Raw genomic sequence first — 25,235 nt, forward strand, 5'->3', positions numbered from 1 at the left:
TGAGCTGCACCTGCTGCCCGAGCTGGTGCAGGTGCAGGGCCACGTTGCAGGGCGCCCCGCCGGGCTGGCGGCCGGCGGGCAGCACGTCCCAAAGGGTTTCTCCAAAGCAGACGATGGCGGACGAAGACATGAGCGGCGGTGATTTGTGACAAATGTCCGCTCACTACCCAAGGCCCGGCTTTCCCATTCGTCACAAAATCATTCACAATTCCTTCACAGACGCCCGACAAAACCAACACTTTATTTATCAGCAGTTTAATTTTACCAAAACCTGCGCATCCTTTCGTTTTTGTAGCAGATTTCAAAAATGCTCACCCTCAGGCAGCGTTGTTTTCACCAGCTTAGCGCCTATCCGGAAAACAATAGCGAGGATGGCCAGATAGGGAGGCCAATTAGAAAATCAGTTCGAGGAAACAGAAATGCATTTTTGCGTTTCGTCGTGGAATGATAACGGCGGTACTCGTTCAGCGACGCGAAGCAAAAACCGCATTGGCTGCGGGGATGGCCGTGTACCAACAGTACTGCATTGCCTGCCGCCAAGCCAGCGGGGCAGGGAACGCAGTACTGCTGCCCCAAACCAATTGGGTGCTGGACAGCACGCCCAGGTTGAGTGGGGTACTGCTCCACGCCTTGTCGGGAAACCCCATCGACGGGGTGGCGTACAGCACCGCCCAGCTATGCGAAAGCGCCGTGACGAGAACTTGCAGCACCCATGTTACTTGCTCACCACTAGCGCGGTGCCGTTGTATTGCACCACGCGGTCGGCCTTGGCGGTGATGGCCATGCCCGCACCGTGCGCACCGCGCACAAACACGACGTGGAAGATGCGCGTAGCGGCCATGCCGGGGAAAGTACCCGTGCGCTTCCCGATGCTGAGCTGCCGGGTCTTCTCGTTCCAGCGCAGCGGGATGGTGGCAAAAGCGCCCTTCTCGTAGTTGTATGAGTCGTTTTCGTCCTCGTAGAGCGTGAATTCGGCATCGGCCCCAGGGTAGACGCGCAGCTCCAGCGGGGCGGTGGATTTCTCGGCGGCGTACTGCACCACCGGGCCCAGCGGCAGAATGGCCCCGGCCCGGATGTGCAGCGGCAGCACATCAATGGGCGTGGGTCGGCTGATGGTTTGGCCGCCCGCGAGCTTTTCGCCGGTCCAGAAATCGTACCAGCCCGCGCTTTGGGGCAGGTAGAGCACCTGGGTTTTGACGGTGCTGAAATCGGTAGTGCCTTTCTGGGTGGCATCGGTGGCCTTTTGGGTGTACTGCGCGGTCGTGACTGGGCTCACCAGCACCGACGGGCCGAACATGAATTGGTTGTCGATATTGAAAACCTGGGGGTCGGCGGTGAAATCCATCGGCAGGCCGCGCATGAGGGTGTAGCCCTGGCGCGTGACTTTCGCGGAAAGCGAGTAGATGTAGGGCAGCAGCCGGTAGCGCAGGTTCACGAATTTGGCCTGGGCATCGAAGGCCCAGTCGCCTTTCTGGCCAAATTGGTAAATCTCGCGGGGCGTGTCGGTGCCGTGCGAGCGGAACAGCGGCGAAAAGGCTCCGAACTGGAACCAGCGCACGTACAGCTCCTGAAACGCGGGGTCGGCCACGCCCAGCGGGTAGGTTTTGCCCGCAATAAAGCCGCCGATGTCGGTAGTCCAGTACGGAATGCCGGCCAGGCTGAAGTTCAGACCGCCCGAAATCTGCTTGCGCAACACCTCCCAGCTGCTCTGAATGTCGCCCGACCACGTAGCCGCGCCGTAGCGCTGTTGCCCCGCAAACGCCGAGCGCGTGAGAATGAACACGCGCTTGGTGCTGGAAGCCACCCGCTGGTGCTCGAACACGCCCTTGGTGTTTTGCAGCGGGAAGGCATTGCGCATCCGCCGGAAGGTGCCCAATGCGGTCTGGGTGGAGTCTATGCGGCCTTCGCGGTCCATCTGCTCGGGTTCCGAAGCGTCGAGCCACCAGGCGTCAATGCCCTTGGCAAACAGGTTTTTGTTGATGTAGCGCCAGAAGATGTCGCGGGCCTGGGGGCTGAAGGCGTCGTAGACGCGCACACCACCGTCGGACGGCCAGTTCTTGAAATCGTAGAGCAGGCCGGCCTGTTTCAGCTCCTGATGGATGGCCGTTTTATCGCCAAACGAAGGCCAGACCGAAATCATGAGGTGGGCATTCTGGGCGTGTACGGCGTCCACCATTGCCTGGGGCCGGGGGAAGTTCGGGTTGCCGAACTCCGTGGAGTTCCAGTAGTGGTTGTCGGTGCCCCAGTACTGCCAGTCCTGCACGATGTTGTCGAGCGGTACGTGCAGGGCGCGGTATTTTTTCACCACGTCCAGCAGCTCGTCCTGGCTTTTGTAGCGCTCGCGGCACTGCCAGAAGCCGAATACCCACTTGCCGAACATGGGGGCCGCGCCGGTGAGGGCGCGGTAGCCGGCCACGGTGCCGTCCATCGTCTGGCCGTACACGAAATAGTAGTCGCTGCACTCGCCGAGGGCCGCCGAAAACGAGGCCCCCGCCGCGTTGTCGCGGAACACCGTGGCCGAGTAGTTATCCCACAAAATGCCGTACCCCGCCGTGGACACCAGGAACGGGTTGGCCACAAACTTATTCACCTGCTGCAGCTTCACCGCGTGGTTGCGCCAGTTCATAATGCCGTCCTGGAACTGCCCCAGGCCATAAATGCCCTCCGGCGCACTCAGCCGGAAGCGCTGCTGCACGTGGTAGGCTGGTAGGCCGTTGTCGGTCGTCGGGGTGAACAGGGAGTCCGGCGCGCCTTCCTGCAACAGCTGCTTCCCGCCCCGCGTGGCGAAGCTGACCAGGCCGGTTTGCCGGCTCAGGCTGACCGTGAGCAGCGCCGTTTTCACGGCCACCACGCCGCTGGCTTCGGTTACTTCAAACGGAGTTTTGTCCGGCGTTTTGTTCACCGCCAGGCTGGTTTTGGTAGCCTTACTACCCACCGGAAACCGCAGAATGCGCACGGTATTCGGGCTGAATACCTGGATTTGCAGGTCGGCTGCTTTGGTCTTGATGCGGACGGTCTGGCCCTGAGTTTGGTAAGCGGGCGGTACCGTTTGGGCAGTGGCCGCAGAGGCAGCCAGGAAGCTCCCGCACAGCAGGGCGGCGAAAGGTGTTTTCATAAATTTCCTTGGTGAATTTGAAACGATAGGGGCTCGCCTAACTCTCTACCATCAGGCGGTGTCGGTAGCCACCCAATACCCGGCTAAGTGCCGTTTTCCTCGCCTTCCAGTGAAATGCCCTGTCGAACCCAACCCGGATGCCAGTTTGCCGGTGGGTGTCGACTACGGCTCCCCAAAAAAGCAACTCTTGATGCCCGGTGAAGGTCTAGTGGCCGGTGGCCAGCTTTCACCCAAAGCAGAAGATGGCGGACGAAGACGTGAGTGGCGTTGATTTGTGACAAATGTCTACTCATCTCCCAAGGCCCGGCTTTCCCATTCGTCACAAAATCATTCACAATTCCTTCACAGACTTGCGAATGCGCCGAAACTTTATCTGTCAAGCAGTTAATTTTTACTGAGCCCGCGCATTCTTTCGCTTTTGTAGCACATTTCAAAAACACTCACCTTCCGGCGGCATCAGCATTACGACACTCATCAGCTCGATATACAGAGATAAACATGCCAGACAGGGCATTTCTACCCCGTTCAAAGGAGCCTGAATTCCTGCACTAACAGCGCCCCCCTACCCTTCCGGCGTGGTGTGGAGGGCGCGGAACTCGGAGGGCGAAATCTGGTATTTGCCCTTGAAGCTGGTGGAGAAATACGCGGGCGACGAAAAGCCGAGCTCGTAGCCCACTTCCGCGATGGTCAGGGTGTCGTCGAGCAGCAGCTGGCGGGCCTTGGCCAGGCGCAGGCTCTGGATGAATTCCGTGACGCCGGTGCCCAGCAGGGCCTTCACCTTGCGGTAAAGCTGCATGCGGCTCAGGTTCATGCTCCGGCCCACGTCGTCCACGTTCAACTCGGGGCGGCTCAGGTTGGCTTCCACGATGGCCGTGAGGTCGGCCAGGAACTGCTGGTCGGGGCGGGTGGGCGCCACCGTGGCCTTGTCGAGGCTCAGCTCACGGCGGAAATGCTCGCGCTGGCGGGCGCGGTTGGCCAGCAGCGTGCGCACGCTTTCCAGCAAAAACGTCGGGTTGAAGGGCTTGGTCAGGTACAGGTCGGCCCCGGCCTGCACCCCTTCCACCTGCTGCTCGGGCGCGGTGCGGGCCGTAAGCAGCACCACCGGAATGTGCGAGGTGCGCCAGTCGGCCCGCAGCTGGGCTACCACGTCGAGGCCACTGAGGCCGGGCATCATCACGTCGCACACCACCAAGTCCGGGATAAGCTCGGTGGCCAGGCGCAGGCCGGCCGTGCCATCGGCGGCGGTCTGCACCTGGAAATCGACGCGCAGCTTGCGCACCAGAAAGTCGTTCACCTCGGGGTTGTCTTCAATCACCAGGACTAAGGTGTCGCTCAGTGCTTCTTCGGGCGACGGGGCCGGCGCGGCGGCGGATTCGGTCGCCGGCTCCGTGGTTTCTTCCAGCAGGAGGCGGGACTGGCTGCCGGGCGTCGGGCCGAGGCCGGTTTCAGCCACTGCGGCCGGGGCCGGGGCCCGCAGCCCGGCGGGCAGCTCGCGAGGCAAGGTTAGCTCGAAGGTGCTGCCCTGCCCCGGCCGGCTGAGCACCGCCAACTGGCCCTGGTGCAGCCGCGCCAGGCCCAGCGCCAGGGCCAGGCCCATGCCGGAGCCCGCCGCGCCCCCTCCTGCCCCGGCCCGGCCCTGGTAAAACCACTCGAAAATATGCGCCCGGTCGGTGTCGCTGATGCCCGGCCCGGTGTCTTCCACGCTGAGTCGCACGGTGCGGTCGTCGGCGCTGCCGGGGTCGAGGCGCACGGTAATCTGGCCATTTTCGGGCGTGAACTTCAGCGCGTTGGACAGCAGGTTGAACAATACTTTGTCCAGAATATTAGGGTCGAACCATGCGCTGAGCACCGGCACCGCCGGCAGCCAGCGCAGCTGAATGCCGCGCAGCCGCGCCGGGCGCTCAAACACGTCCACGATTTCGCGCACGAAGTCCACCAGGTTGCCTTCGGTGGCCCGCACGGGCATCTTGCCCACTTCCATCTTGCGAAAATCCATGAGCTGGTTCACCAGTTGCAACAGGCGGCGGGTGTTGCGGCGTACCAGGCCCAGGTCGTGGCGCTGTGCGGCGGTAAAGCCGGCCTGATTGGTCAGCAGCTCTTCCACCGGGCCCAGAATGAGGGTGAGCGGGGTGCGCAGCTCGTGCGAGAAGTTGGTGAAAAAGCGCAGCTTGGCTTCGGTATCGGCACGGGCCTGGGCCGACAGCTCCTCCAGCTGGTTGCGCTGGCGACTGATTTCCTCGTTCTGCGCCGTGAGCTGGGCATTGATGCGCACGTTCTCCTCGTTCTGGGTAACCAGCTGGGCATTGATGCGCGTATTTTCCTCGTTCTGAGCAGTCAGCTGGGTGTTGATGCGGCTGTTTTCCTCGTTGCGCACGGCCAATTGGTCGTTGAGGTGGCGCTGCTGCCGGCTGGCCCGCCACGCCAGCGCCCCCAGGCCCGCCACGGCCAGCAGTGCCGCCAGCAGGCCCAGCAGCAGGGCGTGCTGGCTGGCGTAAGTGGCCTGCAAAGCGCCCATTAACGCCTGCTGCCGCTCAATATCCTGCTGCTGACTGGCCAGCTGGTCGGTTTGCTGGCGCGTCATCAACACGTTGGTCGAATCGATGACGGTAATGCCCAGCGCGTTTTCGCGCTCATACGGCTGGTGGTTGAGGATGCGCAGGGCCAGACGAATGGCTTCCTCGCCGCCCGGCAGCTGCCGGATGGTGGCCGCCAGCACCCCGTCCTGCACCAGCTCGATGCCGCCCTGCGGGCCGGGCAGCCCGTCCACCCCGATGATGCGGATTTGCTTGGTGCGGCCCAACTCCTGGCACACCCGGTAGGCGGCCTGGGCCAGCACGTCGCTGTGGGCAAATATCAGGTTGACTTCCGGGTGGGCGCGCAGCAGGGCCGTCAGCTCGGGCTTCGCGGTGAGGACCTGCCAGCGGCTCGATACCTGGCCCACCAGCCGCAGGCCGGGAAAGGCGGCCAGACCCTGAGCGAAGCCCCGATGCCGCTCGGTTGCCGCCGCCGTGCCGGGCAGCCCCATTACTTCGATAATGTGCCCCTGCCGCTGCGGCAGCCCGGCGGCAAAACGCGCGGCAGCCTGCCCTACTTCCAGGTTGGAGCCGCCCAGAAAGGCCGTGTAGCGCCGGGAGTTCACCCGTTGGTCGAGCACGACCACAGGCAGTCCACGGTCGTAGGTTTCTTCCACCGAGGCCGTTACGGTCAGTTGGTTGGTGCCGCAGGGTGTGACAATCAGCAAATCGACCTCTCCGGGCGCCAGGCCCCGGATTTGGGCCTCCTGCCGCTCGGTACTGCTCTGGCCATCGAGCATGCGCAGCTGCACTTCGGGATGAAAGCTCAGCTCCCGCTGCATTCCCTCCTGCATGGCTCGCCGCCAGGCCCCCGTGGTGTTGCACTGCGCAAACACAATGCGGTAGGCGCGGGGCCGGGGCTCGTTGGGAGCGCAACTCACCACCAAACCCAGGCTCAAGACCCAGACCAGCAACGCGCGCCGCCCCAATCCCAGCCGCCCAGCGCGCTTAGCAGCAGAAAATGAAGCCAAGCCGGGCATACAAAAAGGGTACTGATTCGGGGGTAAAGAACTTCAAATGTACTGGTATCAATGCTACCATCAACGTTACTGGTTGGTACGGCTTCGATATTTGCCAAACCGGCGGGCCAGGGCGATGCCTGGCCCGCCGGGCGGCATTTTTAAAGTAAAAACAGGGGGTATACTTATCGCGAAGTGAGTTGCGAGAACGAGGCAGAGACGCATACTTGCGTCTCGTCGTTGAACGGCTTGCGGGAGCGCGGCTTAGGCGATTTCGTTCAACGAGGAGACGCAAGTATGCGTCTCCACATCCGCCTGCTTTTCGCAAGCCATTTCGTGACGAGTATAACGCTGGTGCACCTGCCGGCGGGGACGCAGCTTGCGGAGTGCGTAGGCCACCCCACCGGCCAGCAGCAGCGAAGCGCCGCCATCGAGCGGCGTTTCTGTGGCAGGAGCACCACCGGGAGCCGGCCCACCCGAGCCCGGCTGAGCCAGGGCTGATACGCTGGTCAGCAACCAGATGCCGGCCAGGAAGGCCGCCGAAAAAAGGGCTTGTCTCATACGTTTGGAGAATTGAAGCGGTGCAATGGCCAGGTCCCTTCCGGGGCCTGGCCGCTGGTTTATTGAAGGACGACGCGCTTGGTCAGGTTGGCAGCGCCCGCTTGCAGGCGCAGGGTGTAGATACCGGCCGTCAGGCCGCCGGCATCCACGACGAAACGGGCACCGGTGGCGGGCAAGGCCGCTGACTGACGGCGCACTACCTGGCCCAGGGCATTGAGCAACACGGCTTCCACTTGAGTGGCCCCGGCCACGGCGGGCACGAGTACGGTGAAGGCCGCATGGGCCGGGTTCGGATAGAGCGTCACCTCAGCGGCGGTCAGGGCCGGGGCCGTCGCCAGCACCCGGGCGGCGAAGCGGAGTGTGAAGCGGCCCGTGCCCCCGGTGGCGGCCTGCGGCGCGCTCACGCTGAAGGAATAGGCGGGCTGCTGGCGCAGGTTAATGGTCAGGCTGGTCACGGCGTCGGTGAGCACGGCATCGAGGGTAGCGGGCAGGTTGTTGAGGGCGAGGGCCGTCAGGGTGTAGGTGCCCGCCGCAGGCACGGCTACATTTAGGGGCAGCACGGTGGCGGTGGTGAAAGCCGGGCGGCCGTCAACGGCCAGGGCCTCGCCGGTGCTGGCCACCGCGGCCAGGTTCAGGCCGGTGGTGTTGGCCAGCTTCAGAGCGTCGTAGGGCGCGTCGAAGGCGGGCGTGGCCCCGGTTTCGGCGTAGGCGAAGAGGGCATCGGTGAGGCCGCCGGGGCTCCGCAGCTCCAGCTGGACCAGCGGCCGCACGTCAGTGGTCGTGCGCTGGAAGGGCGTGCCGGGCGAAGTTGCCAGGCGCTGGTTATTGCGGAAAGTGAGCAAACCGCTGGTCTGGCCGCTGCTCACGCGGACGAAAAAGCCCTGCCCCACCGGCAGCACCGGATTGCCAATGCCGTTGACGTAGCTGCGGTAGCTGCCGCCGTACTGGCTGGCGCTGGCGTACACGTACATGGCGGCATCGAGGCCGGCGCGGTCGGCGGCGGCCACCAGGCTGTAGTCGAGTGGCGCCGGATACGGATTGCCGAGCAGCTGCCAGCCGGCGTCGGTATCGTTGGCCGAGCCGGCGGCGTTGCGGGTCAGCGCCACGGGCAGGTCGCCATTATTCAGAGCACCCACGAAATCCACCAGTTCCGCGGCCCCGATATTCACCGCGTAGCCCCGGCCCGCCGCCAAGGGCGTGGCCAGGCTGGCGGGCACCTCGAAGCCCCGGTCAAACGGCGCGTAGCTGTTGGTGAGCGTCACCCGGCTCTGGTCGTAGTCGAACACAGTGGGAAAGGGTGTGGTGCTGCCCGGCGTGGCCGAGGCGTTGTAGGCACTGGCCTGGCTCACTTCCGGCCCAAAGCCGGCCGTTGCCAGGTCGGCCACGGTGCTGCCCGCCACCGGCGCGCTGTAGTGGCGGTAGCCCAAACCGGCGTTCTGGCTGGGGTCGATGTAGCGCTGCACGGTGGCATTGCCGCTCACGCTGCCGGTCCCGGAATTGTTCACCAACGCGGTGCCGCTGGCATCCGAAAGCAAGGTCAGCGCCTGCCCGCTGGTGGTGAGGTTGCCGCTGGCCGGGGCCAGCACGCCGCGAATGCTCACCGGCCCGTTTTGGCTGGCGCCGGCCGGGTTGGCAATGGTCAGGCTCCACAACTGGGTGCTGCCGGTCCCGCCGAGGGTTTGGGGCGCAGTGCCGCTCAGGTTCAGGGTGCCGCCCGTGGCGCTGAAGGTGCCGCTGTTGCTCAGGTTGCCGCGCACATCGAGCGTGCCGCCGCTTATCGTCAGGCTGGCACCGCTGCCGATGGCCAGGCCCAGCACGGCCGAGTTGCCGTTGGTTATCAATGGGTAAGGCGAGGAATTGGCCGAAATGGCAACGTCCACGGTGCCGGTGGGCACGCCGGCCGACCAGTTGGCGGCCGTGTTCCAGTCTGTGGTGCCATTGCCCAGCCAGGTCGTGGAGCCCGTGGCCAGCACCGGCATAAATTCGTAGGCACCCAGGTCGGGAGCCGCGCCCACCAGGCGGGGATTACCGGCCACGTCGGTGGTTGACAGTAGGTTGTTCAGGCCCGCGTTAATGGCCGGGCTGTTCGCCGGCACCCGGAAATTAGTGGTGCTGAAATCAGTGCCGGGGCTCACAAACTGTGGGTCCGTCGTCACCACGTTGGTATTGGTGTAGGCGCCGACGGTGTTATTGAAAACCGACAAGTTATTTCCCCCAAAAAACAGGTTGAAATTGAACGCGACGTTGGCGGTGTTGTACTTGACCGTGCCCTTGGCTTTGCCAGTGGAGGTTGAAACAATGTTATTCTGCGCCAGCACGTCCTGGGAGTAGGCCACCACCAGGTCGCCCCCGCCATTGGAGCTGGTTTTTGAGTTGTGGTACAGCGTATTATTGATGATATCGGCGTGGTAGCTCTGGAAGAAGACGATGCCCGCGCCGCCGTTGTCCACCAACAGGTTGTTGGCAATTAGGGTGCGGCCCACGTATGCGTAGGTCGTATTGGTATCGATGATGATGCCGTTGCCGTCCGTCAGGCCTTTGCAGATGCGGCCACCGCTTTGGTACCACGGCACGAGCAGCTGGTTTCCAAACACCCGGTTGCCCCGGATAATGGTGCGGTAGCCGGTGGTGTTGTCCGAGTTCCAGCTGTTAAGCACCGAGATGCCGCTGCTGCCGTAGATGGTGTACCAGGAATTGTTGTACACCAGGTTGTTCTCAATCGTCACGTAGTCGGCCTCGATGGCGCTGATGCCCGCCTGGCTGCACTCAAACACCTCGTTGCCGCGGATGAGCAAGTGGTTGGGGTGGCCATTAGCCGGGGCCCCGCGCCCGATGACGGAGATGCCGGTGCCGTTATACAGCGGGTCGACGGTGCCCACGCCATTGGCCGCGCAGCCGCCGGGCTGGTTGGTAGCCGCCGTCAGGTTAATGTTCCGGTTGCTGCCCTGGATGCGGAACCCGATAATCTGGATGTACGAGGCCGTATTGGCGAAGCCAATCCCGTAGTAGGTATTGAACTGGAGCAGTGGCTTTTGGGCATCGCCGGGGTAGTTGCGATAGGTAATGTACCCACCCGCCGCCGTGCCCGAGCGCCGCACCGTGAACACGGCGCTGGCCGTGCCCGTGTTCACATACGTGCCGGCCCGCACGAACACCGTGTCGCCGGGATTGGTGAGGTCGGCGGCGTATTGGATGGTGGCAAACGCGTTGGTGGGACTCAGGCCGGTGCCGTTGGCAGTCGTGTTCGTGCCCCCGGAGGCCGACACGTAATAATTGGTGGCGTGCGCGCCGGACAGGCCCGCCAGGGCTAGCAGCGCAGTCAGTAAAAGGTTTTTCATGGGGTACAATAAGTGGGAATTGGGAGAAACCGGAAGCGCAGCAGAAGCAGGAAAAACCACTCCATACCCCTGGGCTTTTATTGGAAAAGTTAAAATATGCAACCTGTATTGATGTTGCATTTACATCGGCAATGGCTTATGTAAGCCCAGCTATCGAAGTGAACTACTTTGAATTGCTTCACCTAATTTGCTAGCTTTAAGGCCAAAGGGCAAGTTTTAAGGGCAATAAAGTTCGCTGCAATGAAAAATAATTGCCGCAAGCGTTGCCGCAAACGCTTGCGGCGCGTATCCCTGATGTTAGATTTCGTCTTTAAATTATTTTATTTCACCTTTGACGTTCCTATTGTCGCTCCGAAGCATCGCCCTGGCCCAGGCCGCGCCTGAAGGCCTGGCGCGCCGCCCTCATCTTGTCATTATCCAGTTTGCCTCCTCTGCATGAAAAACACCCCGGTTACCCTGAAAGCCATTGCCCAGGAGCTGAACATTTCGCTGTCCACGGTGTCGCGGGCGCTGCGCGGCATGCCGGAAGTGCGCGCCGATACGCGGGCGGCCGTGCACCGGCTGGCCGCCGAGCTGGACTATCTGCCCAACCAGCTGGCCACCAGCCTGGCCCACAGCCGCACCAAAACCATCGGGGTGCTCATGCCCAGCCTGAGCTACCATTTCTACTCGGCCCTGCTCAACAGCATTGAGGAAGCGGCTATGCAGGCGGGCTACAGCGTGCTGGTGTGCCAGGCCAACGAGTCGCACCTGCGCGAAATCACCAACATCCAGAACCTGATGCGCAGCCAGGTAGAAGGGTTCCTGATTGCCCTGGCACGCGACACGGACAGCTACGAGCACATCGAGCGCCTGACCCGCAAGAACATTCCCCTCGTACTGTTCGACCGCTACGCCGAGGGCATCGCCGCCTCCAAGGTGGTCATCGACAACCACGCGGCGGCCTTCAATGCCACCGAGCACCTCATCGCCAACGGCTGCCAAACCATTGGCTTCCTGGCCGGGCCGCCGCACCTGCTCATCAGCAACCAGCGGGTGGCCGGCTACCAGGCGGCCCTGGCCCGGCACGGCCTGCACGCCCGCCCCGAGCACCTGCTCCACTGCGACTTCACCCCGGAAAATGCCGTGGCGCAAACCCTGAAGCTGATGAGCCAGCGCCCCGCGCCCGATGGCCTGCTGGTAGTGAGCGACCGGATTGCGTTTCCGGCCATGTACGTGCTGCGGCAGGAAGGCATCCGGATTCCCGAGGACCTGGCCATCGCCAGCTTCAACAACGAGCCGTACGCGGCCCTGCAGTCGCCGGGCCTCACCAGCGTGAGCCAGCCCATCCAGGAAATGGGCTTCGAAACGGTCCGGCTGCTCCTCAAGCAGCTCAACGCGGAAAGCGAGCAGCTGCCCCTCGAAACCAAGGTGCTCCAAACGCAGCTGGTGGTCCGGGAATCGTCGTTGCGCAATGGTTCCAATTGAGACGGGCGTAGCTATCCGCAGGAAAATTTTGGCCGCAAGCGCTTCCGCAAACGCTTGCGGAAATTAAACCGGGAAGTTGTTTTTTTAAGTCACGACCGCCCCGTAATCTTGGTGAGAAAACGTTGCCGGCGGCAAGGCTGAGCAACCAATTCAGACACCAAAAAGGGGGAATAATGAGTAGTACATCGCCTTTTAGCCTGGCTGGCAAGCGCGCCTTGGTCACGGGATGCAACAAGGGCATTGGCCAGGCAATGGCCCTGGGCCTGGCGGCTGCGGGGGCCGATATTATTGGCGTGTCGGCTTCGCTGCCCTTTAGTGGCAGCGAGACGGAGCAGCGAGTCCGGGCTCTGGGCCGGGAATTCGCCGCGTACCAGGCCGATTTCAGCCAGCGCGCGCAAACCGATGCTTTTATCGCGCGGGTGCAGCAGGACTTTCCCCGCATCGACATTCTGATTAACAACGCCGGAACCATTCGGCGCGCCCCGGCGGCCGAGCACTCCGATGCCGATTGGGACGACGTGCTGGCCATCAACCTGGATGCGCCGTTCCGGCTGGCCCGCGCCATTGGCGGGCAGATGCTGCGCCAGGGCCGCGGCAAAATTATCTTCACGGCCTCGTTGCTCACCTTTCAGGGCGGCGTGACGGTGCCGGGCTACGCGGCCAGCAAAGGAGCCATTGGCTCGCTGGTGAAGGCCCTGGCCAACGAGTGGGCCGGCCGGGGCGTCAACGTCAACGCCATCGCGCCGGGCTACATCGCCACCGACAACACCGAAGCCCTGCGCCAGGATGCCGACCGCAGCCAGGCCATTTTAAGCCGCATTCCGGCGGGCCGCTGGGGCACGCCCGCCGATTTTCAGGGCCCGGCCGTGTTTCTGGCCTCGGCGGCTTCCGACTACATCCACGGCACCATCCTCACCGTCGACGGTGGCTGGATGGGCCGTTAAACACGCTTATTTATTATCACCATTCTATGCAACAACGACACGCCAGCAGCCCCCGGGAAGTAGCGGCTTTCACTACCACCGGGCTCCGGGAAAACTTCCTGGTTGAAGGCCTTTTCCAGCCCGGTCAGGTGCAGCTGGTCTATTCGCATTACGACCGCCTGATTGTGGGCGGCGCCATGCCGGGCACCGAACCACTGGAGCTGCCCTGCCCGGAATCCCTCAAAGCCGACTACTTCCTGGAGCGCCGGGAGCTGGGCATCCTCAACGTAGGCGGCGCGGGCCGGGTGCTGGTGGATGGCATGGCCTATGAGTTGGGCCCGCAGGACTGCCTGTACGTGGGCAGGGGCGCAGCGGAGGTGCAATTCAGCAGCCACGACGCGGCCCACCCGGCCAGGTTTTACCTGCTTTCGGCCCCGGCGCACGCGGCGCACCCCACCACGTTGCGCACCCAGGCTCAGGCCACGCCGGTGGCCATGGGGGCCGTGGAAACGGCCAACGCCCGCACCATCTACAAATACATCTACGCCGAGGGCATTCAGAGCTGCCAGCTGGTGATGGGGCTGACGCAGCTGGCCCCCGGCAGCGTGTGGAACACCATGCCCACTCACACCCACGACCGCCGCACCGAGGCTTACCTCTACTTCAACCTGCCCGAAGGCCAGCGCGTGCTGCACCTGATGGGCCAGCCGCAGGAAACACGCCCGCTATGGGTGAGCAACGAGCAGGCTATTATTTCCCCGCCGTGGTCCATCCATTCGGGCTGCGGCACCAGCGCGTACGCCTTCGTCTGGGGCATGGCCGGCGAGAACCGCGAGTACACCGATATGGACGCCGTGGCCCTGCACGAGCTGGCTTAGCAATGGCGCTCCCCTACCCCGCTCTTATCCGACCAGATGGCCGCTGATGATGAACTCCCTTGCAAAGTTTGTCCTGCTCGGCGGGCTTGTCCTGGGACTTTACACCTAGTCGAAATGAATGTCTGCCAGGTCGTGAAATCGCAAGTGGGCGGCGAGCGGGTAGCGCCTTCTTTTGAAAGCTGTCAAAAGCCAAACTGCACTACAGCTTGCAGGTAGCCATTAAGCAATTGGCTCCAGAAAAACTGGAGGGATTCAAATTTGTCCAGCCTTTTTGGAGGCGGTGTTCGCCGGCTAGAAGTGGTGGGCTTGTTGGCCTACGGCTTAAACTGGGCTGAATAAGGGAGTTTGCGGCCCGGTGAGCGGGCACAAACCGGCCGTGGCATTGGCATGATTCTGTGGCACGGACGGTGGGCGAGTTGCCGAATTCAGAACGAAAAGTCCGCCAAGCCGGCGTTGCGCCGTTCGGGCAGAGGCGTCCAAACCCGTATATTCGGTAACGCTGGCCGCTTGCTGCCCCGGCAGACCGAGAATTTTCAACCAACTCGTCACCCCATGCTCCAGCCGGTTGCTGCTACCCGCCCTGCCGCTTGTACGGTATTGATTGTGGAGGACGAATATATCATTGCCAATGATTTGCGCCTGCTACTACTGGAGGCCGGCTATGGCGTGCTCGGAATTGCCGATTCGGTGACCGAAGCCCGGCAGCAGCTGGCCCAGCAGTGCCCCGACATGGTCCTGCTCGACATCTATCTCAGGGGCAATGAGACGGGCATCGACCTGGCCGGGACGCTGGCCGAAGAAGGCATCCCATTCATTTACCTTTCGGCCAACGACAGCCCTAGCGTGCTCGAAGCCGTCAACGCCACCCAGCCCAGCGGCTATATCGTAAAGCCTTTTCGGGAAAAGGATGTGCTTACGGCGCTGGAAATTGGGCGCTACCGGCATGCGCACCGAGTGGAAGTGCAGCTGCGCGAGGAAAAAATCCTTCAAATCGCTCTTTCCGAAGTTCTGGCCCAGTCCCAGCCCTGGCCCGAGAAGCTGTTGCAAGTGGCCCACCTGTTGCAAACGCCTATCGGGTTCGATTTGATGGCCGTGCGCTATGAGCATGGCGACGACGTTTTCACTTACCGCTACTACCGCACGGGGTTCGACGAGTACCAGACCCTGGACCAGGAGGCTTTTCTGCGGCTCCTCAACCTGTCGGCGGCGCACCTGCCCGAGTTGCAGATAGTAACCAACGAGCTCTTCAAGGCTCCCCGCTGCTACAGCCAGGAAGCCTACGCGGTACTGTGCCGGCAACACCCGCTTCTCCAAAGCATTGCCAAAACGCTGCGCATGGAGTCGGCCCTGGTCATGCCTGTGGCGATAGGGCAGGATAGCCGCTTTATTCTTGCCTTTTTCAGCCGTCAGCCCGACGCCTACCGGGCGCGGCACCTGGCCCTGCTCGACCGTCTGGAGCAGCCCGTGGCCCTGACCCTGGCACGCACCCTGGCGTTTGAGGAGGTGGCCCGCCTCAGCGAGCAGCTGCGGCAGGAAAACTCCTACTTGCAGGAGGAGGTGAAGACCACGGCCAACTTCGAGGAAATCATCGGCACCAGTCCGGCCCTGCTGCGGGTGTTCAACCACGTGTCGCAGGTGGCTTCTACTGATACTACGGTGCTGATTTTGGGCGAAACCGGTACCGGCAAGGAGCTATTTGCGCGGGCTATTCACAACTTATCGGCCCGGCGCGACAAGATTTTGGTGAAGCTGAATTGCGCCGCCCTGCCGGCCTCCCTGATTGAGTCGGAACTGTTCGGGCACGAAAAAGGCGCTTTTACGGGCGCGTACGACCGGCGCATCGGCAAGTTTGAGCTGGCCAGGGGCGGCACCATCTTCCTCGACGAGATTGGGGAGCTGCCGCCGGAGCTGCAAGCCAAGCTGCTGCGGGTGCTGCAGGAAAAGGAAATTGAGCGGCTGGGCAGCAACACGCCCATCAAAACCGACGTGCGGGTGCTGGTGGCCACCAACCGCGAGCTGGAAAAAGAAGTGAGCGCCGGGCGCTTCCGCATGGATTTATATTTCCGGCTGGCGGTGTTTCCGCTCACGCTGCCGCCCTTGCGCGAGCGGGCAAGCGACATCCCGGCCCTGGCCAGCTACTTCGCCCAAAAGGCGGCCCGCAACATCGGCCGGGCTTTTAAGGGAATAGCCCCCGAAGCATTGGCCGAGCTAGCAGCCTATTCCTGGCCGGGCAATATCCGGGAGCTGGAAAACATTATCGAACAGTCCACCATCGTCGGCGACGGGCAGTGGCCGCTGGAGCTGGGCCGCTCGCTGGTCAATTCGTTATTCCAGCCGGAATCTACCCGGGCCAACGCGGCCGCGGGCGTGATGGGAACCGGCCCAAAACCGGCCCAGCCGCCCAAAGACCTGTTGGATGTGAAGCAGATACAGCAGGAAACCGAGCGCGAATACATCCTGAGCATCCTGGTGAAAACCAACGGCCGGGTGCGGGGCAGCGGCGGGGCGGCCGAGCTGCTGAACCTCAAGCCCACGACGCTGGAATACCGGATGGAAAAGCTGGGGATTCGCAAAACGATTACTTCCTCTGGGCCGGAGGCGTGAGCAGGGGCCGCCGGGCGGCCCCGCTTCCCACCGCCCTGTTCTTCGCAGCCACTTTCGTATGCCCCGCGCCCTGCTCGTTTTGCTGCTGCTGCTGACCGGCGGGGTGCTCGCCGCCGAGCCGCTGTACCCGACGCTGTCCGCCGCTGCCGCCGCCCGCCTGCGCCGGCAGCTCTGGCGCACGCCCCCCGGCCGGCAGCGCGTGGACCTGCTGCTGCGCCTGAGCGAAAACCTCACCGCTGACTACCTGGGGCTGGGCACTCCACTCGACAGCGCCGGCCCCTACGCCCGGCAGGCGGCCCGGCTGAGCCAGCGCCTGGGCTACGCGCGGGGCCAGATTCGGAGCCAATATGCGCTGGGCAACGTCGCGCTCTGCCTCAACCAAGTGCCCGGGGGAACCCGGCTGCTTGCCCAGGGCCTGGCCCGCAGCCAACAGCTGCCCGACCCGCGCCTGGAGGCCGATGGCTGGTATTACTCGGTGGCGACGTACACGTTTTCGGCGGTTGACATGCCGCGCCGTATTGCCTGCCTGCGGCGGGCCCTGGCACTCTACCAGGCCCTCGGCGACGAGGAGCGGGCGGCCTTCATTCTCAAAGCCATTGCCGACCAGCACCTGACCCAGGGCCGGCTGGACCTGGCCCAGCAGGAGCTGCTGCAGGTATTGGCGCGCTACCGCACCCTGGGCCGGCCCCACTACACGTACGATTTACTGAATGTGGTGAATGCCAAGGCGGGGAACCTCCAGGAAGCGCTGCGCTACGCGCTGGCGGCCCTCGAAAGCGCCCAGGCAACGGGCGACACCACGTTCCTAAACCTATTCTACGGCCGGGTAGCCAACCTCTACAACGAGCTGAACCAGCCGACCGATGCCGTGCAATACTGCCGCATAGCCCTGCGGCGGGCCGAGCGCGAACACGATGCGTCGGACGTCGTCGGCATTGTCAACACGTTGGCCAAAGCCCTCATTAAACTGAAGCAGCCCCAGCAGGCGCTGGCCCTGGCCCTGGAACAAACCAGAAATTTCCCGGTGACCGATGGCGGTCAAATTGACCGCTGGGAGATGCTGGCCACCTGCTACCTGGCCAACCGCCAGTACGCCGCCGCTGAGCGCTCCGAGCTGGAAATAATTAAATTGCTGGCAAACCGGAAAACCCTGGCCGGCAACGGCTCCAAGCTGAGGCGGGCATACTCGCTTCTGGGCCAGGTGTACCTGTTGACCAAGCGCTACGACGATGCCCGCCACTACCTGAGCCGGGCCGCGGCGCTGCAATCCGAGGCCAGCATTTCGGGCCAGGCCCCCACCGAGCGACTCCTGTTCAAGCTCGACTCGGCCCAGGGCCGCTACCTGGCCGCCATTGCCCACCAGCAGCGCTATCAGGTGCTCACCGACTCCATTTTTAACGAGCGCAAGAGCAAGCAGATTGCCAATCTGCAAATCCAATACGAAACCCGCAAAAAAGAGCAGGACATGGCCCTCCTCACCAAGCAAAGCTTGGTGCAGCAAGCCAACCTTAGGCAGCGAGAAGTGCAGCGCAACACCTCGCTGGCGGGGGTATTTATGCTGGCGCTGCTGCTGGGCCTGGGCTACAACCGCTACCGCCTCAAGCAGCGCAACAACCGGCTGCTGGAGGCCCAGCAAACCGAAATTTCCGCCCAAAACCACTTCCTCGAAAAGCTGCTGACGGAGAAGAGCGGCTTGCTGGAAGAGAAGGAATGGATGCTGAAGGAAATTCACCACCGGGTGAAAAACAACCTGCAAATCATCGGCAGCCTGCTGCGCTCGCAAGCGGTATACCTGAAAGACGGCGTGGCCCTGGCCGCCGTGCGCGAGAGCCGCAACCGGGTGCATTCGATGGCCCTTATCCACCAGAAGCTGTACCAGAGCAACCGCCTGGCGGGGGTGCCGATGGACGCGTATATTCAGGAAATCGTGGACCATCTGCTGGCGTCGTTTGACTGCCAGGGCCTCGTACGGGCCGAACTGACTGTGGCGGCCGTGGAGCTGGACGTGGCCCTTGCCGTGCCCGTGGGCCTGATTCTGAACGAAGCCATCACCAATACCCTGAAATATGCCTTTCCAGCGGGGCGGGGCGGGCGGCTCAGTATCGGGCTGGAGGAGATGCCTGCGACAGGCCATTTCCGGCTCAGCATCTGCGACGACGGGGTGGGCCTGCCGGCCGATTTTGAGCCCCAGCAGTCCCGTACGCTGGGCCTTGAACTTATCCGGGGCCTGAGCAAGCAGATTGGGGGGCGGTTGGAAGTTGCCAGCGCCCACGGCGTGCAGATTAGGCTGGAATTTGACCAGCTGGAACTGGCGCCACGGGGCTAGGCAGGTGCCGGAGGCCGAGTGGGTAAGTTTGAGCCGTCGGCAGAATAATCTGTAGTCGTTCGGGTTTCTCCAAAAAAGCTGGAACTTGACTGGGGCGCCCTAAATGCCCCATCGCATGGACAATTATTTGTTTTTCAGCGATATGTTCAAAATTATTATGGGTTAAAAAGCGCCCTGGGGAGGTGGCACGGTTTTGCAAACGGCAGGAACGAACCCGCGTGCGGAGGTTCGCTCACCTTATTTCCTGCCCCATGAAAACCAATCCTTCCCAAACCATCGTGTTTATCACCGGTGCCTTCGTCAGCAGCAGCTGCTGGAACGAATGGAAGACGTTGTTTGAAGGATACGGCTTCACCTGCCTGGTGCCGGCCTGGCCGTTCAGGGATGCGCCCGTTGTCACCCTGCGCAGCCGGCAGCCCGATGCCCGCGTGGCCTCAATTCGCCTGGCCCAGCTGACGGAGTACTACGCGGACATCGTGGCCCAACTACCCGAAAAGCCCATCCTGATTGGCCATTCAATGGGCGGATTGCTGACCCAGCTGCTGCTGCAACGCGACCTGGCCACTGCGGGCGTGGCCATTCATTCGGTGGCGCCGCAAGGCGTTATCACGTTCAAATGGTCATTTTACCGGTCGGTGTGGGGGCCGCTGGGCTACTTCACGCCGGTGAACGAAACCTTTATGATGTCGTTCCGGCAGTGGCAATACGCGTTTACCAACGGCATGCCGCGGGCGCAGCAGCGCGCGGCCTACGAGCAGTTTGCCATTCCCGAGTCGAAGCACGTCTCGCGCGATGGCCTGACGGCGGCGGCCAAAATTGACTTTGCGAAGCCCCACGCGCCGCTGCTGTTCCTGGCTGGCAGCACCGACCACATCATTCCGGCCTCGCTGAACTACTCCAACTACCGGCGCTACCAGCACGCGGGTTCCGTGACGGCCTACCGGGAGCTGCCCGGCCGCAACCACTTCGTGCTGGGCCAACCCGGCTGGCGCGAAGATGCCTTGTGCATCCTGACCTGGCTGGCCCAGCTAGCCGGGGCAGATGGTGCCGCCGCCGGGGAGCCGGCCGCGTTGGCAGAAGCCGGGCACTGAGCCTACCCCATTCGCCCCCGGCGCGGATAATGCGCAACTGCTCTTCTCCCCACCCCCTACCTGCCCACGGGCTATGCAGCACTTTCTGGTTCCTACCGATTTTTCGGGCGCCGCTGGGCGGGCCCTGGCCACCGCCGTACAGCTGGCCCGGCCGCTGGCAGCGCGCATCACCCTGCTGCACGCCGTGGAACTGCCCCCAACGGCTGATGCGGCGCCCGAAGTATTTGTAATGAAGCTACTGCAAGCCGCTAAGGACCACCTGCAACACCTGCTGCGCGAGGCCGCTCAACACGCCTGGCAGACTCCTATTCAGGAAATAACGCAGGTGGCCCCGCGCCGGGTGGCGCTGCTGGCCGCCATCGCGCAGCAGCACCCGGATGTGGTGATAATCGGGGCCACCTGCGGCCGGGGCGGGCGGGCGGGCTCGACCGTGGATTGGCTGGTCCGCATGGCGCCCTGCCCCGTGCTGGTAGTGCAGGCCCCCCTCGGTCCCGGTCCGGTGCAGACGGTGGTTTTTCCAACGGACTTTTCGGCGCTGGCCCTGCACGCGGGGCCGATGCTGCGCGGGCTGCAGGTCCTGTTCCCGGTCGCCGTGCTGCACGTATTGCATGTGGCCACCGCCGGGGAGTCCCCGGAAACGCTCCGGGAGCAGCTGGCCCTGCTGGTGCAGCACCAGGGCTTGGCCGGGTGCGAGCTAGCCGTCGTCACGGCCCCCGATTTGCGCACAGGCATCGCGCAGTTTGTGCAGCACATGCGGGCCGATATGCTGGTGCTGCGCGTGGGGGCCGGCGGCATAGGCTGGCTGGGGCCCGGTGATAATCTTCCGGCCGAGGCCGCGCCCACCCTGCCCCCGGTACTGACCTTCCGGCGGGAAAACGAGCCAGCGGCAGATTACAGCATTTAGGCCCCCGCCCCGCACGCTTTTGGCTTAACGCTTACGCCCGGGTATTAACGGGTTTTACACGCCCCCCACCAGAGTTGCTGAGGCTGGAACCGTGGCCGGGCCGGGCTATCCCCCATTCACTCATTATTCATTTCATCAAAGTCAATCCCATGAAACTTATCCGCGTGGCCACCTTGCTGGTGGTCGTCTTGCTGAGCGCCCTGGGGGCATGCTCCGACAAAGACAATGACACAACCCCCACCCCCGCGCCCAAAACTTTCGTGCTGGTGCACGGCGCCTGGCAGGCCCCCTATGCCTGGCAATTTGTGAAGCAGCGGCTGGAACAGCAAGGCCAGCGGGTGCTGGTAGTGGAGCTGCCCGGCCACGGCGCCGATACCACTCCGCCCGCGACCCTCACCCTCGACGCCTACCGCGACAAAGTGGTGGCCGCCATCACGGCGCAGTCCGACAACGTGATTCTGGTGGGCCACAGCCTGGGTGGCATGGTGGTGACGGAAGTGGCCGAGCGCATCCCGGCCCGCATCGACAAGCTGGTGTACATCGGGGCCTTTTTGCCGGCCAACGGGCAGTCGCTGGTGGCCCTGGCAGCCACCGACAGCACTTCGCAGCTGGGCGCGGCACTGGTGCCCTCGGCCGACCAGCTGACGCTGGATATCCGGCCCGACCGCCTGGTGCCCGTCTTCATTCAGGATGGGAACGACGCGGCCAAAAAGCTGGTGACGGATAACTACCGCGCCGAACCGGCCATTCCCTTTACCAACCCCGTGACCATTACGGCGGCGAATTTCGGCAAAGTGGACAAGTACTACGTGCACACCGCCCTGGACAACGCCGTGGGCCTGCGCCTGCAAAAGCGCATGGTCGCGGCGGCGGGCATCACCAAAACCTACACGCTCACCAGCAGCCACTGTCCTTTCTTGTCCGTGCCCGACCAGGTGAGCGACGTGCTGCTGGGGCTGGCCCGGTAACCGGGCAGCTACCATCCAGCTGAATAACTACGGGGGTTTTGGAGCTACCCCAAATTAGTCCGCTAACTCCGAAAAAACCGGAGTCTGCCATTTACCCAACGCGTTGCTAACCAAAGGCGCAGCTGTCCAAAAACGGGTTTTGCACCATGCGGCGGCACATTTTGATTTAGGTTGCTGGCATCGGCTCCCCGGCACACGGTTTGGAAATGGGTGCTACGCGGCGCGCAATTCCGCGCTGGTCAGTGCCCTCCATTTCTCAACCTCTTAAACCCCTGACCCATGAAAATCCTGTCCTTCCCTGCTGGCCGCCGACTCGCCCCGGCTGGTTTTAAGCCGGCGCTGCTCGCCAGCGCGCTCTTCCTCGGTATCGTGCTGCGGGCCAACGCGCAGGACGGCAACGCGGGCGTGGAATCGAAAACCGCCGCTACGCCGATTCAGATGGTCGACATGTTCCATTCGGCGTTTGGGGCGCACCACGCCCGCGCCGTGCACACGAAGGGCATCATCCTGGAAGGCAGCTTCACGCCGGCGCCCGAGGCCCGCAGCCTGACGCGGGCGCCGCATTTGCAGGGCGCTACGCTGCCCATCATCGTGCGCTTTTCCGACTTTACCGGCATCCCGGACATTCCCGATACGGTCGGTGCTTCCCGGCCCCGGGGCATGGCCATCAAGTTCCAGCTGCCGGGCAATGCCTCGACCGACATCGTTGCGCACAGCTTCAACGGCTTCCCGGCGGCTACTACCGACGAATTCAGGAGCCTGCTGCTGGCCATCGGGGCGAGTGGCAGCGGCAACGCCGCACCCTTGCAGCAGTTTCTGGCCACGCATCCAGTCGCCAAAACCTTTCTCACCACCCAAAAGCCGCTCACGACCAGTTGGGCCACGCTTAGCTTCTTTGGGGTCAATGCGTTCAAATTCACCAACAAGGCCGGGCAAGTGCATTTCGTGCGCTACCAGCTGATTCCCGATGCCGGGGAGCATTTCCTGACCAGAGCCCAGGCCGCAACGGCCGGCCCCGACTACCTGCAAACCGAAATCAAGCAGCGCGTGGCCGAAAAGCCGATTACGTTCAAGCTCTACGCGCAGGTAGCTGAAAAAGGCGACGCCATCGAAAACCCGTCCGTGGCCTGGCCCGACTCGCGCAAGCGCGTGCTGCTGGGCACGCTGAGCATTAAAAATATGGCCCCCAATACGGTAGAGGAAGACAAATCCTTGTTTTTCAATCCCAACAATGTGCCCGATGGCGTGAATGTGGCCGACCCGATGCTGGTGGACCGCGCCCGTTCCTACCCCATTTCGGTGGGCGAACGCCAGTAAGCCGGGCTCCTCCATTTCGCCGGCAACCTTCAAGTCGTGCCTCTCTTTTTCACCGCCTGGCCTCATGTCACAGCCCCTCCTTGCGCATCCGTTTCGGGCGCTCAGCCTGTCGTTTGAGCGCGCCCCGCTGGCCATCCGCGAGCAGCTGGCCCTTGATGAGGTGGCCTGCCTCCAGCTGTTGCGCACCCTGCGCCACGAACTGGGCCTGAGCGACTTGCTCGTACTGAGCACCTGCCAGCGCACGGAGGTGTACTACGCGGCCGGGCCCGACCGCAGCCCCGAGATTATGCTGGCCCTGGGCCAGCTAAAAAACTGCCCCATTGGCTCCGCGTGGCGGCCCTACTTCGAAGTAATATCTGATGCGTCGGCGGCGGCCCGGCACCTGTTTGCGGTGGCGCTGGGGCTGGAGGCGCGGGTGCTGGGCGACTGGCAGATTATCGGCCAGGTGAAGCAGGCCTACCGCTGGGCGGTGCAGGCCGAGGCGGCCGGCCCGTTCCTGCACCGCTTGCTGCACGCCGTGTTTGCCGCCCACAAGCGCGTGCAGCAGGAAACCAGCTTCCGCAGCGGCACGGCCTCGGCCAGCGGCGCGGCCGTGGAGCTGGTGGCCGAGCTGACCGCGCACCTGGCCTGCCCACGCGTGCTGGTGGTGGGCGTGGGCAGCATCGGGGCCGACGTGTGCCGGCACCTGGCCGCCCGCCACCCATTTGGCCGCGTGGCCCTCTGCAACCGCACCCGCTCCAGGGCCGCCGCGCTGGCCGCCGGGTGTCGTCTGGGCCTCGTGGAATTCGAAGAGCTGACGGCAGCTCTGCAGGAAGCGGATGTGGTGATTTCGGCCATTACCTGCCCGCAGGCGTTTTTCACGCCCCAACTGGTGGCTGCAACGATGGGGCCGGGCCGCAAGCTGTTCGTGGATTTGAGCATGCCCCGCAGCGTGGCCCCCGCCGTGGCGCAGGTGCCGGGCGTGGCGCTCTACAACATCGACGCCATCCAAAGCAAGACCTCGGCCGCCCTGGAGCTACGCCGGGCGGCCGTGCCGCAGGTGCAAGGCATCATCGCCGACTGCCTGGCCGAGCTGCAGGCCTGGAGCCGGGCCCGGCGGGTGTCGCCGCTGATTCATCAGCTCAAAAACCACCTGGAGCACCTGCGCCAGCAAGAGCTGGGCCGCTACGGCAAGCGCCTCAGCCCCGCCGAAACCACGCTGCTCGACGCCACCACCCGCTCGCTGATGCAAAAGGTGCTGAAGCAGCAAGTGCTGCACCTGAAGCGGGCCTGCCAGCGCGATAACGCCGGGCCACTGATGGCGCAGCTGAGCGCGCTTTTTGCCGTCGAAAGCCAACCGACTGCCTGATTTTATTCACCCACTTTCTTCCCCTTTTTTATGGAAAATCCCCTTTCACCTCCCGCTGCCACTGCGCGCGTGGTGCCGCAGCCGCGCTTCGACCTGACCAGCGTGGAACCCAGAGCCTACGTCGGCCTGATGGCCATGCACAAGCAGCTGAGCCAGTCGGGCCTGTCGCTCACGCACTGGGACCTGATAAACGTGCGCACTTCCCAGCTCAACGGCTGCGCTTTCTGCCTGATGATGCACACGCAGGAAGCCCTGGACCATGGCGAAACCGAGCAGCGCCTGCACGCCCTGCCCGCCTGGCCCGAAACGCCCTATTTCACGGCCGAGGAGCGCGCCATCCTGGCGTTCACCGAGGAGGTCACGCTCATCACCAAGCACCACGTAGCGGATGCCGTGTACGAAGAGGCCGTGGCGCTGCTCGGTGAAACCTACCTGGCCCAGGTGCTGCTGGCCGTGGTGGCCATGAACGCCTGGAACCGCCTGGGCATCGCCCTGCGCAAGATGCCGGCGTAAGCCGGCCTGTTATTACTCACCTTTTTCTGAAAAAAATTATGGACCCGATAACCCTGGTACCCAACAACTCCCTACTGACCGCCACGCCCGAAGAGGGCCGCCAGCTGGCGGTAACAATGAGCCGGCTCGTCGTGAAAGCCACCCAGCCCGATGCGCAAAAGCGCGAACAGATGCGGGAGGTGTACGCCAACGACGCCATGATGCTGCTGGCCGTGACCCACACGGTAGCCCTTGAGTTTGCCACCATCGCGGCGGCGAATAATTACTGGAAGAAATAAAGGGGCGAGCACGACTTGCGGCCGGAGCTACAGCCCCAACCCGGGATTATCCTTTGATGAGGCCTCCTGAAA

General features: G+C 63.3%; 16 protein-coding genes. 12 read left to right on the forward strand and 4 right to left on the reverse strand.

The window, feature by feature from the left end; all coding sequences use genetic code 11:
- Positions 1-715: 715 nt before the first annotated feature.
- The 4 genes from J4G38_RS25370 to J4G38_RS25385 form a co-directional block, all read right to left on the reverse strand.
- The gene (locus J4G38_RS25370) at positions 716-3,115 is read right to left on the reverse strand and encodes a glycoside hydrolase family 31 protein (RefSeq protein WP_210521626.1); all 2,400 of its coding nucleotides are present in this window, start codon (positions 3,113-3,115) and stop codon (positions 716-718) included.
- A gap of 562 nt (positions 3,116-3,677) precedes the next feature.
- Complete coding sequence (locus J4G38_RS25375; protein ID WP_226163860.1) at positions 3,678-6,668, reverse strand: substrate-binding domain-containing protein; 2,991 nt, start codon at positions 6,666-6,668, stop codon at positions 3,678-3,680.
- Positions 6,669-6,911: 243 nt separating this feature from the next.
- Complete coding sequence (locus J4G38_RS25380; RefSeq protein WP_210521628.1) at positions 6,912-7,208, reverse strand: PID-CTERM protein-sorting domain-containing protein; 297 nt, start codon at positions 7,206-7,208, stop codon at positions 6,912-6,914.
- A gap of 59 nt (positions 7,209-7,267) precedes the next feature.
- Positions 7,268-10,546: a choice-of-anchor Q domain-containing protein gene (locus J4G38_RS25385; protein ID WP_210521629.1), complete on the reverse strand. Its 3,279-nt coding sequence runs from the start codon at positions 10,544-10,546 to the stop codon at positions 7,268-7,270.
- A gap of 435 nt (positions 10,547-10,981) precedes the next feature.
- Between J4G38_RS25385 and J4G38_RS25390 the strand changes: the two genes are divergently transcribed.
- From J4G38_RS25390 to J4G38_RS25445, 12 genes are all read left to right on the forward strand, one after another.
- Positions 10,982-12,013 carry a LacI family DNA-binding transcriptional regulator gene (locus tag J4G38_RS25390; RefSeq protein ID WP_210521630.1) on the forward strand — a complete coding sequence of 344 codons (1,032 nt, stop codon included), beginning with the start codon at positions 10,982-10,984 and terminating at the stop codon, positions 12,011-12,013.
- Between the two features lie 173 nt (positions 12,014-12,186).
- Positions 12,187-12,957, forward strand: a complete 771-nt coding sequence (kduD, locus tag J4G38_RS25395; protein ID WP_210521631.1) for a 2-dehydro-3-deoxy-D-gluconate 5-dehydrogenase KduD — start codon at positions 12,187-12,189, stop codon at positions 12,955-12,957.
- A 26-nt stretch (positions 12,958-12,983) separates the two neighbouring features.
- Positions 12,984-13,814 (forward strand): 5-dehydro-4-deoxy-D-glucuronate isomerase, encoded by an 831-nt coding sequence (gene kduI / locus J4G38_RS25400; RefSeq protein ID WP_210521632.1) that lies wholly within the window; start codon positions 12,984-12,986, stop codon positions 13,812-13,814.
- 552 nt (positions 13,815-14,366) lie between these two features.
- The gene (locus tag J4G38_RS25405; protein WP_210521633.1) at positions 14,367-16,418 is read left to right on the forward strand and encodes a sigma 54-interacting transcriptional regulator; all 2,052 of its coding nucleotides are present in this window, start codon (positions 14,367-14,369) and stop codon (positions 16,416-16,418) included.
- Between the two features lie 58 nt (positions 16,419-16,476).
- Positions 16,477-18,744: a histidine kinase dimerization/phosphoacceptor domain -containing protein gene (locus tag J4G38_RS25410; RefSeq protein WP_210521634.1), complete on the forward strand. Its 2,268-nt coding sequence runs from the start codon at positions 16,477-16,479 to the stop codon at positions 18,742-18,744.
- A 251-nt stretch (positions 18,745-18,995) separates the two neighbouring features.
- Entirely contained in the window at positions 18,996-19,835 is an 840-nt protein-coding gene (locus tag J4G38_RS25415) for an alpha/beta hydrolase (RefSeq protein WP_210521635.1), read from the forward strand.
- A 73-nt stretch (positions 19,836-19,908) separates the two neighbouring features.
- Entirely contained in the window at positions 19,909-20,739 is an 831-nt protein-coding gene (locus J4G38_RS25420; protein ID WP_210521636.1) for a universal stress protein, read from the forward strand.
- A 149-nt stretch (positions 20,740-20,888) separates the two neighbouring features.
- The gene (locus tag J4G38_RS25425; protein WP_210521637.1) at positions 20,889-21,707 is read left to right on the forward strand and encodes an alpha/beta fold hydrolase; all 819 of its coding nucleotides are present in this window, start codon (positions 20,889-20,891) and stop codon (positions 21,705-21,707) included.
- A gap of 279 nt (positions 21,708-21,986) precedes the next feature.
- Entirely contained in the window at positions 21,987-23,024 is a 1,038-nt protein-coding gene (locus tag J4G38_RS25430; RefSeq protein ID WP_210521638.1) for a catalase family peroxidase, read from the forward strand.
- A gap of 64 nt (positions 23,025-23,088) precedes the next feature.
- Positions 23,089-24,372, forward strand: a complete 1,284-nt coding sequence (gene hemA, locus J4G38_RS25435; protein WP_210521639.1) for a glutamyl-tRNA reductase — start codon at positions 23,089-23,091, stop codon at positions 24,370-24,372.
- Between the two features lie 30 nt (positions 24,373-24,402).
- Positions 24,403-24,885 carry a carboxymuconolactone decarboxylase family protein gene (locus tag J4G38_RS25440; protein ID WP_210521640.1) on the forward strand — a complete coding sequence of 161 codons (483 nt, stop codon included), beginning with the start codon at positions 24,403-24,405 and terminating at the stop codon, positions 24,883-24,885.
- Positions 24,886-24,923: 38 nt separating this feature from the next.
- Positions 24,924-25,163: a hexameric tyrosine-coordinated heme protein gene (locus tag J4G38_RS25445; protein ID WP_210521641.1), complete on the forward strand. Its 240-nt coding sequence runs from the start codon at positions 24,924-24,926 to the stop codon at positions 25,161-25,163.
- Positions 25,164-25,235 lie beyond the last annotated feature (72 nt).

Source organism: Hymenobacter terricola, from assembly GCF_017921975.2.
Classification (GTDB): domain Bacteria; phylum Bacteroidota; class Bacteroidia; order Cytophagales; family Hymenobacteraceae; genus Hymenobacter; species Hymenobacter terricola.

What these genes read in the sequence shown, in the direction of transcription:
- J4G38_RS25370 (WP_210521626.1), bottom strand. Translation starts at nt 3,115, where the DNA reads ATGAAAACACCTTTCGCCGCCCTGCTGTGCGGGAGCTTCCTGGCTGCC.
- J4G38_RS25375 (WP_226163860.1), bottom strand. Translation starts at nt 6,668, where the DNA reads ATGCCCGGCTTGGCTTCATTTTCTGCTGCTAAGCGCGCTGGGCGGCTG.
- J4G38_RS25380 (WP_210521628.1), bottom strand. Translation starts at nt 7,208, where the DNA reads ATGAGACAAGCCCTTTTTTCGGCGGCCTTCCTGGCCGGCATCTGGTTG.
- J4G38_RS25385 (WP_210521629.1), bottom strand. Translation starts at nt 10,546, where the DNA reads ATGAAAAACCTTTTACTGACTGCGCTGCTAGCCCTGGCGGGCCTGTCC.
- J4G38_RS25390 (WP_210521630.1), top strand. Translation starts at nt 10,982, where the DNA reads ATGAAAAACACCCCGGTTACCCTGAAAGCCATTGCCCAGGAGCTGAAC.
- kduD (WP_210521631.1), top strand. Translation starts at nt 12,187, where the DNA reads ATGAGTAGTACATCGCCTTTTAGCCTGGCTGGCAAGCGCGCCTTGGTC.
- kduI (WP_210521632.1), top strand. Translation starts at nt 12,984, where the DNA reads ATGCAACAACGACACGCCAGCAGCCCCCGGGAAGTAGCGGCTTTCACT.
- J4G38_RS25405 (WP_210521633.1), top strand. Translation starts at nt 14,367, where the DNA reads ATGCTCCAGCCGGTTGCTGCTACCCGCCCTGCCGCTTGTACGGTATTG.
- J4G38_RS25410 (WP_210521634.1), top strand. Translation starts at nt 16,477, where the DNA reads ATGCCCCGCGCCCTGCTCGTTTTGCTGCTGCTGCTGACCGGCGGGGTG.
- J4G38_RS25415 (WP_210521635.1), top strand. Translation starts at nt 18,996, where the DNA reads ATGAAAACCAATCCTTCCCAAACCATCGTGTTTATCACCGGTGCCTTC.
- J4G38_RS25420 (WP_210521636.1), top strand. Translation starts at nt 19,909, where the DNA reads ATGCAGCACTTTCTGGTTCCTACCGATTTTTCGGGCGCCGCTGGGCGG.
- J4G38_RS25425 (WP_210521637.1), top strand. Translation starts at nt 20,889, where the DNA reads ATGAAACTTATCCGCGTGGCCACCTTGCTGGTGGTCGTCTTGCTGAGC.
- J4G38_RS25430 (WP_210521638.1), top strand. Translation starts at nt 21,987, where the DNA reads ATGAAAATCCTGTCCTTCCCTGCTGGCCGCCGACTCGCCCCGGCTGGT.
- hemA (WP_210521639.1), top strand. Translation starts at nt 23,089, where the DNA reads ATGTCACAGCCCCTCCTTGCGCATCCGTTTCGGGCGCTCAGCCTGTCG.
- J4G38_RS25440 (WP_210521640.1), top strand. Translation starts at nt 24,403, where the DNA reads ATGGAAAATCCCCTTTCACCTCCCGCTGCCACTGCGCGCGTGGTGCCG.
- J4G38_RS25445 (WP_210521641.1), top strand. Translation starts at nt 24,924, where the DNA reads ATGGACCCGATAACCCTGGTACCCAACAACTCCCTACTGACCGCCACG.